This window comes from Palleronia sp. THAF1 (assembly GCF_009363795.1).
Lineage (GTDB): Bacteria > Pseudomonadota > Alphaproteobacteria > Rhodobacterales > Rhodobacteraceae > Palleronia.
In genome coordinates, this window is sequence record NZ_CP045420.1 from 3,162,955 (window position 1) to 3,176,540 (window position 13,586).

13 protein-coding genes are annotated in these 13,586 nt (G+C 63.3%); 5 read left to right on the top strand and 8 right to left on the bottom strand.

From position 1 onward, the window contains the following. Together crtB and FIU81_RS15815 are read right to left on the bottom strand one after the other, a co-directional pair. A complete protein-coding gene (crtB, locus tag FIU81_RS15810) occupies positions 1–1,011 on the bottom strand; it encodes a 15-cis-phytoene synthase (protein WP_124110132.1) in 1,011 nt (336 codons plus the stop codon). Next, the gene (locus FIU81_RS15815; protein WP_124110131.1) at positions 1,008–2,528 is read right to left on the bottom strand and encodes a phytoene desaturase; all 1,521 of its coding nucleotides are present in this window, start codon (positions 2,526–2,528) and stop codon (positions 1,008–1,010) included. Before FIU81_RS15815 ends, crtB begins: the two co-directional genes overlap by 4 nt. Positions 2,529–2,599: 71 nt before the next feature. Between FIU81_RS15815 and crtA the strand changes: the two genes are divergently transcribed. The 4 genes from crtA to bchO are packed head-to-tail and all read left to right on the top strand — an operon-like array spanning position 2,600 to position 6,817. Then, positions 2,600–3,343 (top strand): spheroidene monooxygenase, encoded by a 744-nt coding sequence (crtA, locus tag FIU81_RS15820; protein WP_413816214.1) that lies wholly within the window; start codon positions 2,600–2,602, stop codon positions 3,341–3,343. Further along, positions 3,340–4,365, top strand: coding sequence for a magnesium chelatase ATPase subunit I (gene bchI, locus FIU81_RS15825; RefSeq protein ID WP_124110130.1), 1,026 nt, complete (start codon positions 3,340–3,342; stop codon positions 4,363–4,365). Before crtA ends, bchI begins: the two co-directional genes overlap by 4 nt. After that, positions 4,362–5,960 (top strand): VWA domain-containing protein, encoded by a 1,599-nt coding sequence (locus FIU81_RS15830; RefSeq protein WP_124110129.1) that lies wholly within the window; start codon positions 4,362–4,364, stop codon positions 5,958–5,960. Before bchI ends, FIU81_RS15830 begins: the two co-directional genes overlap by 4 nt. Beyond that, the gene (gene bchO / locus FIU81_RS15835) at positions 5,957–6,817 is read left to right on the top strand and encodes an alpha/beta fold hydrolase BchO (RefSeq protein WP_124110128.1); all 861 of its coding nucleotides are present in this window, start codon (positions 5,957–5,959) and stop codon (positions 6,815–6,817) included. Before FIU81_RS15830 ends, bchO begins: the two co-directional genes overlap by 4 nt. Here the strand turns inward: bchO and FIU81_RS15840 are convergent. From FIU81_RS15840 to FIU81_RS15860, 5 genes are all read right to left on the bottom strand, one after another. Next, positions 6,811–7,914 carry a flagellar basal body P-ring protein FlgI gene (locus FIU81_RS15840; protein ID WP_413816215.1) on the bottom strand — a complete coding sequence of 368 codons (1,104 nt, stop codon included), beginning with the start codon at positions 7,912–7,914 and terminating at the stop codon, positions 6,811–6,813. The two genes, bchO and FIU81_RS15840, sit on opposite strands and share 7 nt — an antisense overlap. Continuing rightward, positions 7,911–8,909, bottom strand: a complete 999-nt coding sequence (locus FIU81_RS15845) for a flagellin (RefSeq protein ID WP_124110127.1) — start codon at positions 8,907–8,909, stop codon at positions 7,911–7,913. Before FIU81_RS15845 ends, FIU81_RS15840 begins: the two co-directional genes overlap by 4 nt. Before the next feature lies 1 nt (position 8,910). Continuing rightward, the gene (gene flgK, locus FIU81_RS15850; RefSeq protein ID WP_124110126.1) at positions 8,911–10,353 is read right to left on the bottom strand and encodes a flagellar hook-associated protein FlgK; all 1,443 of its coding nucleotides are present in this window, start codon (positions 10,351–10,353) and stop codon (positions 8,911–8,913) included. A gap of 13 nt (positions 10,354–10,366) precedes the next feature. Then, the gene (locus FIU81_RS15855; protein ID WP_124110125.1) at positions 10,367–11,659 is read right to left on the bottom strand and encodes a flagellar hook protein FlgE; all 1,293 of its coding nucleotides are present in this window, start codon (positions 11,657–11,659) and stop codon (positions 10,367–10,369) included. A gap of 66 nt (positions 11,660–11,725) precedes the next feature. Next, positions 11,726–12,493, bottom strand: a complete 768-nt coding sequence (locus FIU81_RS15860) for a flagellar motor protein MotB (RefSeq protein WP_124110124.1) — start codon at positions 12,491–12,493, stop codon at positions 11,726–11,728. A gap of 118 nt (positions 12,494–12,611) precedes the next feature. On the opposite strand from FIU81_RS15860, the gene ubiG reads away from it, so the two are divergent. Further along, on the top strand, positions 12,612–13,319 hold the full coding sequence (ubiG, locus tag FIU81_RS15865; protein WP_124110123.1) for a bifunctional 2-polyprenyl-6-hydroxyphenol methylase/3-demethylubiquinol 3-O-methyltransferase UbiG: 708 nt from the start codon (positions 12,612–12,614) through the stop codon (positions 13,317–13,319). Here the strand turns inward: ubiG and FIU81_RS16820 are convergent. Next, entirely contained in the window at positions 13,316–13,462 is a 147-nt protein-coding gene (locus tag FIU81_RS16820; protein WP_172971500.1) for a hypothetical protein, read from the bottom strand. The genes ubiG and FIU81_RS16820 overlap by 4 nt on opposite strands. Positions 13,463–13,586: the final 124 nt, after the last annotated feature.

Genomic DNA, 13,586 nt, shown 5'->3' on the forward strand with positions numbered 1-13,586 from the left:
TTAGATGCCGGCGCGTGTGCGGTCGTGCCGCTCCAGTTCTGCGAAGACCTCGATCAGCCCCTGCTGCCACTCGCGGCGCGGCGTCTCTCTGCGGGCGGCGGCCACCAGATAGGCGGTTTCCGGCAGGGGCGGCGCGTAGATCACAGCAGACCTTGGCATGGCAAGCGTGACACCCGTGCGCACCAGCGACACCCCCATCAGAGCCGTCTTGCGCGCCTTGCCGGTGCGCGCGCGCGGCCCGATGCTGTCGCAGCCGTTGGCGCGCACGGCGCTGCCGATGGCGGCATAGATATGGCGCGCGGCGAAGATACCGGGACGCGCAGACAGGGGCAGGGCGCCGATTCCGGCTTCGGCCCGTCCATATAAGCGCTGGGCGTCCGACAGCAGGCGGTTCACCATGCCGCGGATTTCGGGCGTGGGTCGCGGATCACGCAGGAACGCGGCCTCGTCTATGCCAGCATCACGCAGCCAGTCGCCCGGCAGGTAGATGCGCCCGGCGCGCGCATCCTCGCCTACGTCGCGGGCGATGTTGGTCAGTTGCATCGCGACGCCCAGATCGCAGGCACGCGCCAGTGCATGTTCGTCGCGCACCCCCATCAGCACGCACATCATCGCACCCACGGCAGAGGCGACGCGCGCCGAGTAGCCATAAAGGTCTGACAGCGTGTCATAACGGCGGCCCAGCGCATCCCACGCCAGGCCTTCCAGCAACGCTTCTGGCAACACGCGCGGCATGTCGTGGTCTGAAATCATCGCGGCGAAGGCGCGGTCGGCGGGGCGGTTTGATGGTGTCCCTCGATAGGCCAGATCAAGGCGGTCGCGCAGGCGCAGGACAGCGTCGCGCTTGTCGTCGCCATCGTCCACCAGATCGTCGGCCAGACGGCAGAAGGCATACAGCGCCAGGGCGGGATCGCGGACCTTGTTCGGCAACATGCGAGACGCCGCATGGAATGACAGCGATCCCGTGCGGATCGCCTCGCGGCAGTGGGCCATATCGGCGGCGTCGATCATTCTGCGGCCAACCTTTCCGTGCCCCCTGCAGGCGCGTCCGGGACCAGCTTGCCCAGCACTTCCGCACTGGAGATCACGCCCGGCAGACCCGCACCGGGATGGGTTCCCGCACCGACCAGATAGACGCCTTCGGCCTCTTCGCTGACGTTGTGGGGCCGGAACCACGCCGATTGCAGGATGCGCGGCTCGATGGAAAAGCCGGAACCGTAGGGCGACAGGTAGCGGTCGCGGAAATCGTTGGGTGTCATCACGTGCTCTGCCGCAATCCGCTCGCGGAAGCCGGGAATCACGGTTTCCAGCTGCGCGGCGACCAGCTCGCGGTACTTTGGCTCTTCCGCCTGCCAGTCGACCATGTCGCGATGCCCCAGATGCGGCACGGGCGACAGGGCATAGAAGCAATCGTCGCCCTCGGGCGCGGCGCTGGGATCGGTGACTGTGGGGCGGTGAATATACAGGCTCATGTCGTCCGACAGCTGGCCTTTCAGGAAGATGTCATGAACCAGCCCCTGATAGCGCGGTCCGTTCAGGATGGTGTGGTGGCCCACGTCTGACCACATATCGCGCGTGCCCTTCGTTCCGAAATACCAGACATACAGACCCATGGACCACCGGCGGCTGTTCACCTTCTCTTCGGTCCAACGCTTCTGGCCGGGCAGAAGCCGCTGATAGGTGTGGCCTGCATCGGCGTTCGATACGACGAGACCAGCATCCAGCCGTTCGCCGTTCACCAGAGTCACGCCTTCTGCGCGGCCCTCGGCAATCCTGATCTCATCCACCTCGGCCCCGAAGCGCACCGCGCCCCCTTGGCTGCGGATCACCTTTACCATCGCATCCGCAATCGCGGCCACGCCGCCCATTGCGTAGTGGACGCCGAATTCCTTTTCGAGATGGCTGACAAGGATATACATCGAAGTCACGTTGAACGGATCGCCGCCGATGAACAATGGATGAAAGCTGAAGGCCATCTGTAGGCGCGGGTCCTTGAACCGCTTTTTCGCATGCGCCGCGACGGAGCGATCCGCGCGCAGCTTTACAAAAGTCGGCAGCACTTTCACCAGATCGGCGAACTTGTGCATGGATCGGCGGCCCAAGTCCTCGAACCCGAAGCTGTAGCGCGCCTCGCTGTCCTTCAGGAACTTCTCGTAGCCGCGCAAATCCTTAGGGCTGAGGCGCTCCACCTCGGCCCGCATCGCGTCGGTGTCCTGCCGCGCGGTAAAGCTGGAGCCATCAGGCCAGCGGATCTCATAGAAGGGATCAAGGGCGCGTAGGTCCACATCGGCATCGAAATCGCGCCCGCAGGTCGCCCAAAGCTCGCGAAACAGTTGCGGCACGGTCACGATGGTCGGCCCCAGATCGAAGCGGAAGCCATTCTTGTGAACAGCCGATCCGCGCCCGCCTGCGCTATCCAACCGGTCCAGCACCGTGACACGGTAGCCCTTGGCCCCAAGCCGCATTGCCGCTGCAAGGCCACCAAGCCCGGCCCCGATCACGACTGCTTCTGATTGCGATTCCACCATGCACCGATCCTAGCAGTGTAAACTAAACCTGACAATTTATCTGTCGCCCCCTTTCCCCGAAAGCGCAACCCGTGCAAAATAGGATCGTCTCTACCGGGGGAGGTCGGACGATACAGACCGTCACGCTATCGCTGTTCCGTTTCGGACCCGTCACCGACCGTCTGTGGGTGCTGGGGCAAATGGCGCTTGCCCGCTTGGATTTCATGCGCGACCGCGACTGTTCATTCTGGAAGCTCTGCGGCTCCGGCACGGGGCAGGGATTCACGCCCCTCCCCAATACCGCGGTCTGGGCGATCCTTGCCGTTTGGCCGGATGAGGCGACGGCCCGCGACCGTCTGACGCAGGCCCCTATTTACCGTCGCTGGTCCGCCCGCGCCGAAGAGACGTGCTCTTTGTTGCTGCACCCGATTTCCGCACGCGGCACATGGTCCGGCAGCACGCCGTTCAAGCCGCAAGACGCCATGCCCGGCCCTGTCGCCGCCTTGACGCGCGCCACGATCCGACCGCGCCACATGCGGCGGTTCTGGGCCGCCGAACCCGACATTTCTGCTCGTATCGGCACCGATCCGAACGTCGCATTCAAGATCGGAATAGGCGAGTTGCCATGGCTGCATCAGGTCACCTTCTCTGTCTGGCCTGACGCCGACAGCATGGCGGCCTTCGCCCGCACCAACGGTCCCCACGCCGAGGCGATCCGCGCCGTTCGCGACGGCGATTGGTTTGCCGAAGAACTTTACGCCCGCTTTCACGTCGCCGATACGCTGGGCACGTGGAACGGCGCGCCGCCCCTAGACAAACTGCCAGAGGCCGCATGACCAAGGTTTTCCCCTTCACCGCTATCGTCGGACAGGACGATATGCGCCGCGCCATGATCCTGACGGCCGTGGACCCCTCCATCGGCGGTGTTCTCGTGATGGGTGACCGGGGCACCGGCAAATCCACCGCCGTTCGCGCGCTGGCGCAACTGCTGCCGAAGATCCGCATGATCGAAGGCTGTCCCGTGAACAGCGCCCGCGCCCGCGATGTGCCCGATTGGGCCGATGCGGTGACCGGTCGCGCGGTCACGCGGCCCACACCGGTCGTCGATCTGCCGCTGGGGGCCAGCGAAGACCGTGTGACCGGCGCGCTTGACATCGAGCGCGCCCTGACCCGTGGCGAAAAGGCGTTTCAGCCCGGTCTGCTGGCACAGGCCAATCGCGGCTACCTGTATATCGACGAGGTGAACCTGCTCGAAGACCACATCGTCGATCTGCTGCTGGACGTGGCGCAATCGGGCGAGAACGTGGTCGAACGCGAAGGCCTATCGATCCGCCATGCCGCCCGCTTCGTGCTGGTCGGCTCCGGCAACCCAGAGGAAGGCGAGCTGCGTCCGCAACTGCTCGACCGCTTCGGCCTGATGGTCGACGTGACCTCTCCATCGGATATCGACACCCGCGTGGAAGTGATTCGCCGTCGTGACGCCTTCGAGTCCGACCGCACCGGCTTCCTGCGGCGCTGGAAGGACGCTGAAACGGATCTGCGCGGCCAGATCGTTGCCGCCCGCAAGCGTTTGTCGAAGGTGGCAACGCCCGATGACGCCTTAGAAGACTGTGCGCGACTGTGCATCGCGCTCGGCTCCGACGGCCTGCGTGGAGAGCTGACGTTGCTGAAAACCGCTCGCGCCACCGCCGCGTTCGAGGGTGCGGATGAAGTCACGCGCGATCACATCACCCGCGTCGCCGCAATGGCCTTACAACACCGTCTGCGGCGCGATCCGATGGACGAATCCGGCACTGCAACTCGCGTGCAGCGGGTGGTTTCAGAAACCTTCGGCCCCGCCGTCGCCGCTGCCGAATGACTTGGGCGCGCGCCACACTTGCGGCGCGCTGCCTTGCCGCCGGGGGTCGCGACTTGGGCGGGTTGTGGCTGCGCGCCCGCTCCGGCCCCGCGCGCGATACATTCCTTTCAGCCCTGCCGCCCCACGTCCGCATCCATCCCGATATCGGGGAAGAGGCCTTGTTCGGCGGTCTCGACTTGACGGAAACCTTGCGCAGGGGCCGCACTGTCAGCCGTGATGGCCTGCTGGCGAACGCATCGCTGATCGTCCTGACTGGCGCCGACCGATGCCCACCCGCCTTGGCAGCGCGACTGGGGCAACACCTGGACGCAGGCGGCGCGCCCATCGTGGCTGTCGATGAAGGCGACGGTGACGACCTCCCCCCATCCGCACTGACAGAACGACTGGGCTTGTTTGTCACGCTCGACGGGATCCCACTGTCCGATCTGGTGCCGGTGCCGAGCGTAACCGTGAACGCGTCCTCGACTGTACGCGTCTCATCCGAAGCCATTGCGGCCATCACTGTTGCCGCCGCGACGCTGGGAATCGGATCCCTTCGCCCACCCCGGTTTGCGCTCGCCGCGGCCCGCGCGATGGCACGGCTCGGTGATCGCTCGACTCCGTCCGATGATGACCTGCGCGACGCCGTCTCATTAACCTTGGCACACCGTGCCGCGCCCGCGCCGGAGGACGCCCCCGAACCCGAACCGCCGCCCGATGCGCCGCAGCCGCAAGACGCGGACCCAGCGGATGGCGGCGGCACGAAGGGGGATCGAATGGTCGACGCCGCTCGGGCCGCGTTGCCGCCGGGCTTGCTGACGGCTTTGGCCGCCGGTCGTGCCCAAGATGCCTCCGGCACCGGGGCCGGGGCGCAGAAAACGAACGGCACACGCGGGCGACCGCGGCCCGCGCGACCCGGCGCGCCGTCGCGGGGGCGGATCGACACCGTCGCCACCCTGCGCGCAGCGGCCCCATGGCAGACGATCCGCCGCGCGGCGCACCCCGACGATTCAAGACCCGTCCTGATCCAGCCCTCCGACATTCGGCTTCGTCGGTTCCAGCAACAGACCGAGCGCCTGGTGATCTTCGTGCTTGACGCGTCCGGCTCTGCTGCGATGGCGCGATTGGCCGAAGCAAAGGGCGCGATAGAGCTTCTGCTGTCTGATGCCTACGCCGCCCGCGACCACGTCGCCGTCGTGGGATTTCGAGGCAACGGCGCACAGTGCCTGCTCGCCCCCACCGGCTCGCTGACCCGCGCCAAACGCGCCTTGGCCGGTTTGCCGGGCGGTGGCGGCACACCGTTGGCGGCAGGGCTGCAGATGGGAGTGACTTTTGCGACACAGGCCCGACGCGGCGCCAGATCCCCGAGCTTGGTTCTGATGACGGATGGGCGGGCGAACATCGCTACCGATGGCCTGCCAGATCGTACAAGGGCCATGTCCGAGGCGCAGGACGCTTGCCGCCTGATCGCCGCGGCCAGTCTGCCGCTGCTATGCGTCGACACCGGAACGCGCCCGAACCGCGCGCTACGGGAACTGGCCGATATTGCGCATGCCCGCTACCTTGCCCTTCCTCGGGCCGGGGCGGGCGCTCTTGCGTCCGCAGTCCTGCAATGACGCCGACCCTGCCGGCAGACTGGCCGAACCGACACGTCTCGCGCTTCGTCGACAGTCGTCCGCATCGCTGGCACGTACAGGTGATGGGGGACGGACCGGTCATTCTGCTTCTGCACGGCACGGGCGCGTCTGTGCATTCCTGGCGTGACATCATGCCGAATCTGGCGCGGGATCACACTGTGGTTGCCGTCGATCTGCCCGGTCACGGTTTCACCCGGCTTGGCTCGAGGCGCAGGTCTTCGCTTGCGGCGATGGCGCAGGATGTATGGCAGCTGTGCGATACGATGGACGTGCTGCCGAAGGCCATCATCGGCCATTCTGCAGGCGCGGCGATCGCGTTGGACATGATCCGGGGTCGAGATAGCGCCATCCAGGTTGTAGGCTTGAACGCTGCTCTGGGTTCCTTCGATGGACCTGCAGCCTGGGCCTTCCCGGCTCTCGCCAAAGCCCTGGCCGCTGCCCCCTTCGTGCCACGTATTCTGTCTTCGATGGCAAGTGGGCAAAGCGGGGTCGCTCGGATGTTGTCGGCAACCGGATCGCGGATCGACCCGGCGGGCGAAGCGCAATATCGCTACCTTGTCGGTATGCCGGACCATGTGGATGGTGCGCTAGAGATGATGGCGCAGTGGTCGACGGACGGTTTGCGTCATGCCCTTGCAGACCTGTCGGCACCGGTGACGCTACTATACGGTGAAGGCGATCAAACTGTACCGCCATCCGTATCGAAGCAGGCCGCGCGCCAGCTTCCGAACGCATCATCTCGCAGTCTCGGATCGCTGGGCCACCTCGCCCACGAAGAAGCGCCGGATGCCGTTGCGCAGGCGTTACGGGTTGCACTTGCTGAGTCAACTTACTGAACGATGAAATCCGCATGAAGCGCCCCAGCGGCTTTGATACTTTTCAGGATGTCGATCATATCGCGCGGCGCGACGCCGAGCGCATTCAGTCCTGCGACTACATCCGACAGGGATGTGCCACTGGGAACCTCTGCCAAGCCGATTCCCGGCTCTTGCTCGATCCCGACCTGCGTGCGGGGGACGATCACGGTCTCTCCGGGTGCGAAGGGGTTGGGCTGCACCGCGATCGGCGCCTCTTCGACCCGCAGCGTCAGTCCACCCTGACTAACCGCAACCCGGCTGATCCTTACGTCTTCGCCCATGACGATCGTTCCAGAACGCTGATCCACCACAACGCGCGCACGTCGCTCAGGCTCGACAGTGATGTTCTCGATCTGCTGAAGCGCGTGTGCCGGCGAGGGCGCTCTGGTTGCGCCGATGTCGACCAATACCGTTCCTGCGTCCAGCATCACGGCGGCGCTGCGCTTGAGGGACCCGTTGATTGCCTGCTCGATCCGGCCCGCAGTTGTGAAATCAGGGGTGCGGAGCGCCAGGCGGATGGACGACAGCTTGGTAAAGTCAAAGTCGATCTCGCGTTCGACACGGGCGCCGGCAGGGATCGTACCCGACGTTGGAACGCCTTGCGTAATTGCCGCCGCCTCTCCAGCGGCCGTCGCTCCACCGGCGATGACAGTGCCCTGCGATACAGCATAGATCTGACCATCCGCTGCATTCAGGGGGGTCATTATCAGCGTGCCACCCAGAAGTGATTGTGCGTCGCCGATGGCGGAAACGGTCACATCGATCCGGCTGCCTGTTCGCGCGAAAGGCGGTAAATCGGCGGTAACTAGAACGGCGGCCACATTCTTTGGCCGGAACTGCTCGCCACTGACGTTGACGCCCAGTCGTTCCAGAATCGTCGACATGATTTCCTCGGTGAACGGAGCATTCCGCAAGCCATCGCCCGTACCGTTCAAGCCGACGACAAGGCCGTATCCGACCAGATCGTTGCCGCGCACGCCGTCGAACTCGACCAGATCTTTGATCCGCACAGGTGCAGCCTGCGCCGATAGGCCAACCAAAGCGATCAGCCCCGCAAGAAGAATGCGCGCGATCAAAGGAAATTAACCAGATTGAGACCGGAGAGTCGCGCCGTCAGGGTGTAGAGTGTTTCCAGCTGGGTCTGCGTCTCTTGCAGTCGCGTTGCCGTGGCGTAGGGATCGACCGCTAAGGTGTCGAGACGCGCGGTCTCGTAGGCGGCGCGTGCACCGGCTGATCGACTGGCCGCAATCTCAATCCTGGCTTCGGTGGCACCGACGCGGGATTGAACTTCAATCAAGCCTCTTTTTGAATTGATCACCTGATCCAGTGACGCATCCACGGCAAGCTGCTTGGCAGCGCCGGAAAGTGCCGTATCGGGAAGGACGGCAAGTGTGGCAAGCGTCTTGAGCGTATCCCTGATCGCGGTGTCGTCGGCGCGAAGGGTCGGCGCGGCACGATCCTGCGGGCCGATGCGGATCGGTTGGCTATCAGTTGTGCTCCCCAAGTAGTCGTTGGCCTCAAAGGCGCCGCCGGGGGCGAAATATGCGTCGATTGCGGCGGTCAGATCGCTGGGCGTGGCTACGCCCGACACGGCGGCGGCTATGTCGGCAAGAATAGCGTCGGCACCCCGTGTCGCGGGACCGTTCAGAGCAGTTCCACAAAAGAGACTGCGGCCCGCGCTTTGCATGTTCAAGTCCCCGATAACCCCCGCGAAGGCGTTGCGCGCTTGCTCTGCTACGATCTGATGCTGGGTCGGGTTCTGGGCTTGCGCGAGCGCGATGACACCATCTTGCACATGGAGCAGTCGATCCTGCATTGAAGACAGTGCTGTCTGCGTTGACCGAGCCGTCAAGCTCGCCTCGGCGCGGGCTGTGCCATAGGCATTCAATTCGTCGATCTGACGGGTCAGCGCGGTCAATGCGCGTGTGTCGCCGCGAGTTGCTGCGCCAACGTCCTGCGTCAGCCCGGTCGTCAGCTCCATCGACAGCTTTGTCAGGTCTGACTGGATACGGGTTTGTGCGTGACGTGCGACCATGCTTTGCGCAAGCGTTCCAAGGGGGATGGCGGGCATATCAAATCTCCAGCAGGCGCTGGATCATTGATCCGGCGACTTCGATAACGCGGGCATTGGCGGCGTAGGACTGTTCGACCAACAGAAGCTGACGCATTTCGTCATCGACATTGACCCCTTCGGCTTGTTCGGATTGCAGCATGGTGTCGTGTCGGCCGGCCGCTTCCGTCAGTCCAATTTCAGCTTGAAAGGCCGCACCAGTCACGGCGGCCAGCATCGAGTCAATCATTCCGCCTGCGTTCAGCGATGCAGAGGTCAGGGACGCATCCGATGGTATAGTGCGGGCGTCGAGCGCATCGGCCAAGCGGTTCAACAGGCTGGCATCACCGCTGTTTCCGGGCGCTGAAGCCCCCAATCCGTCGCGCAGCCGATAGAGGCTGCCGCCCTGACCGGGATCGATTGCTGAGTTCACTGTAAGTCGCTGGGCAAGACCGGCAGCGGGTGTGGCGCCGAGCGCAAGGCCGTCGTCTGTCAACAGGCCGGGCGCTCCAGAGGTGGTGGTCGTGTCGATTGGGTCGGCTTGCAAGCGCTCGATCAGGTTGCGTGCAACCGAGTCGATCTGAGCTTGGACATTGGGGAGCGTCTCATCCCGAAGTGTGAAGAATTCAGCCATCTTGCCTCCCGAAATCGGGTTGCCCGATCTAGCTGTGTCGACGGGCAGGCCATTGATCTTTAGCCCGGACAGCGGTCCACCGTTCACCATTGCGGGCGACATTCCGTTTGTGGCCGTGAAGGTGAATTCGGCCGGCCTGGTATCCAAGATCACCTTTCCGCTTTGAGTGATCAAAGAAACGCTTCCGTTGTCCCGGGGGATTTCCCGAATCGGTATCAGATCGGCAATCCTGTCGATCGCGACACGACGTTGGTCCAGCAGGGCATTGATGTCCTGATCACTCCGGGTTCCGGCAGAGATGCGGATATTGAGATCGTGAACTTTCTCCAGTGTGGTGTTCAGAGTTTCGACTCCGGTCGCGATGGCGCTGTCTGCCGCACGCCGTTCGCTTTGCACAGCTTCACCGATTGCGTTGATGTGGCCAACCAGATCGCCGAGTGCGGCTTGCAGATTGCCCAGTCGCACATCGGAATCCGGGCGCGACTGCGCTTCGATCAGCCGTGCCGATAGCGCGGCGAAACGGCCTGTGAGGGAAAAGCTGTCGTCGGCGGAGCCAACAGTGCGTGAGATTGAAGCCATTGCCGATTGCCGCGCTTGCGCACCGCCCATCGCTGCCTCTGATATGCGGCGATCGGTAACGAGAGACAACGTCTCGCGTCGACTGATCGTCGTGATCTGCACCCCGCCGATCTGACCGGAGGTGCGCACGATCTGTCGCGCGCCGTAACCTGGCGTCAATGCGTTGGCCACGTTGTTCGATATGACCTGAGCGGCCCGTCCTGCGACGCCAAGCCCGGAGGAGGCAGAGTACAGTGCAGCTGTGATCGACATGGTTCAGATCGCCCTATCGCTTGAGGTTGGTGGTTTCCTGCAGCATCTCGTCGACGGTCTGAATGATCTTCGCGTTCGACGAATAAGCGCGCTGCGTCTGGATCAGCTGTGTTAGCTCTTGGGCTACATCGACCGAACTTGCCTCGCGCGCAAAGCCCAACGTCTCACCGACCGGGCCTTGGCCCGCGTCCCACAGAAAGATGCTGCCGGACTCAAGGCTTATGCCAAAGCTCTGACCGTCTCCTGGAACCAGTCCGTTGGGATTGGCCACGTCGATGACCGGCACTTGGTAGATCGGACGGGTAAAGCCCGAATCGTAGATGGCTTGAATAATTCCTCCTTCATCGATCTCTACTCCTTGCAAGATACCCACCGGAGAGCCGTTCTTCGAAAGGAGAGAGGGCGAGAAGCCGGAATCCAACTGGGTAATTCCACCGGCTTCTCCCAAGCGGCCGATATCAATGTCGATCATGCCGCCTGATCCCGTGGTAAGCGGGATTATGCCATAGCTGGGGACGTAAACACCGCCTGACACTGTCGTAACAGAAGCGAGTGTGCCGCCCCCGGTGGGTGAATCGCTAAATTCCATGGTGTATTCCCCGATCACCGCACCGCCGGAATCGCTGTCGGTGATCTGGACCGTCCACTCATTGTCGGTCCCCGTCGGCGTAAACTCGAAATTCAAGATATGTGTCTGGCCTTGATTGCCGAAGTACTCCAACGCGATGTCGTGTGGGCCGCCCAAGGAGGTGGGATCGGAATCCACTGAGGGAAGGTTCAGTTGAACCGACATCTGATCGGTCGGGTTCGCCGCGAACTGATTGTGGAAGATGTTGATCGGCACCAATCCATCTACCGCATCCCGTGGAAAGCTGGGAAAGCTACCGTCCAATGACGCGGGCCAACCGAGTAGCGCATTGCCTGCACTGTCTACGAGATGCCCGGCCGCGTTGGGGCGGAAGGAGCCGGTGGTCGCCAAGGCGGTCTTGAACGGATCCCCGGAGATGGCGCTTGTATAGTTGGCTACGGGCAAGAAGCCGCGGCCATTGATAGCAATATCCGTCGCGTTGCTAGAAGCTTGGATCTGGCCGCGTTCATCCACCATCCGCAAGGTCGAGCTGCTGACACCGCCGGCGGTAAAACGCGAGGCATTCCCCGAATTGGTCACCAGCGCATTGAAGTCCGTGAACGAGCGCTTGTATCCGAACGTGGACGAGTTCGCGATATTGTCCGAGATGCTGGCGAGTCGTTGTGCATTGGCATTCAGACCGCTGACGCCAGCCGCGAGAGAAGACGAGATCGACATGGATAGGGTCCTTTCGGGAAAACCTGTTCTTCGACTCACTGCTATCGCACGCGTCTTAATGTTGCCCTAACGCCGACCGCTTTCCCGCAAGAGAACGAGCTCGATCCGGTTGTTGCGGATGTCTTGGGGATCGGGATGCAGGGGGTCGTTGTCGGCGAAGCCGGTCATTCGTGCGATCCGGGGTTCTCCGGTGAAGCCGCTGGCGAGCAGGCTGCGCACGGCCTCTGCGCGTCCGGTCGAAACGGGCCACACCGTTTGGGTCTTCAGCACGACCGCGTCGGAACCGACGTGCCCGTAGACGGCGACATCGTTCAGCGTGAGGCGGAAGATATCGTCGACCACGGCCACAAGCTCTCGCATCAAGGGGGTTGGCCGCGTGCCGTCGAACAGCGGTTTGCCGGGCAAGGCAAAAATATCGACGACAAGCCCCTCATCGGAGACATGCGTGTCGATATGGGACAGCAGGTCGTCGGCGACGCTGCTTTCGCCCGAATCGGCATCCAGCTTCGTTTCGATGCTGTCGAAGACTTCGCCGTCGGCAGCCTCTGGAATGGAAGAACCGGACAAGTCTTCGGCAACAAGACTTATGCCGCCAAGCATGCCCGCCCCACCGCCGGAATCGCGCGCGACGGGGATTTCGGGGCTGAAGTAGTCCGCCAAACCTTTGCGTTGATCTTCGGTCGTCGCGTTCAGCAGCCACATCATCAGGAAGAATGCCATCATCGCCGTCACGAAGTCGGCATACGCGACCTTCCATGCGCCGCCGTGGTGGCCGCCACCGGCGACCACCTTCTTGCGCTTGATAATGATCGGCGCGTTGCTGCCCTTAGCCATCTTGTTCCCCTTCACGTCCCCGCACCCTGTTTACACGGTGTCGGTGAAGGGCAGGCTAATGGATAAAAAGCCGTGCGCTTTCTGGCGCGTGCCCTATGTCCGGCGACGGAGGTGACGAATGGGCAAGCGGAACGATCTGGAAATTTACGACGATGTTGCGGCGCAGTGGTGGTCTGACGACATACGCTGGGTGCGGGTGCTGAAGAATATGGTGCCGGGGCGGTTGAAGTGGTTCGACCGGCACATTCTGTGGGACGGCAAGGACGTGCTGGACCTGGGCTGTGCGGGTGGGTTCATGGCCGAGGCTTTGGCCGGTCGTGGCGCGCACGTTACCGGAATAGATCCCGCGGAAAAAGCGATCGAAACCGCGCGCGCCCATGCCGAGCAGGACGGTCTGTCGATCCGCTATGATGTCGGTGTGGGTGAGACGATGGACTACCCTGACGCCAGTTTCGACGCGGTTGTCTGCGTCGACGTGCTGGAGCATGTGCAAGACTTGCAGCAGGTCCTGGACAACGTCGCGCGCGTGCTGCGTCCGGGTGGACGGTTCCTGTTCGACACGATCAACCGCAATCCGATCGCGCGTCTGGCGGCGATCACGATGGCAGAGGATGTGTTCCGCATGTTGCCGAAGGGCACACATGATCCGCATATGTTCATCACTCAGGATGAGCTGCGCAGCGGTTTGGACAAGGCGGGGCTTGTGCCGCGCGACTTCACGGGGCTCGGGCCGACGGGGCTGAACAAGCGGGGCGATCCGACCTTCGGGCCGATCCCGATCCAGACGGTGATCTACATGGGTTACGCCGAAAAGCCGGAGGCTTAGGCGCGGACGCCCAGTTCGCGGGCAAAGAGCGTCTGGATCTCGGCTTGGGTGACGCGGGGCGCGGCGGCACGCGTTTCCCAAGTTGTCTTTGCTACGACGTCGCGTGTGCGCTGCGTGAACAAGGCTGAGATAATGTCGGCCATTTCGGTCTCCGGTCTGTTTGCGCCCCCACGCCTTCTCAGTCACGTGAGGCCGCCGCACCGAGTTTCACGCCGTGGCGCTTTTTCGACATCTTTCTTCCAGAAATGAAAAAGCCCGCCATATCAG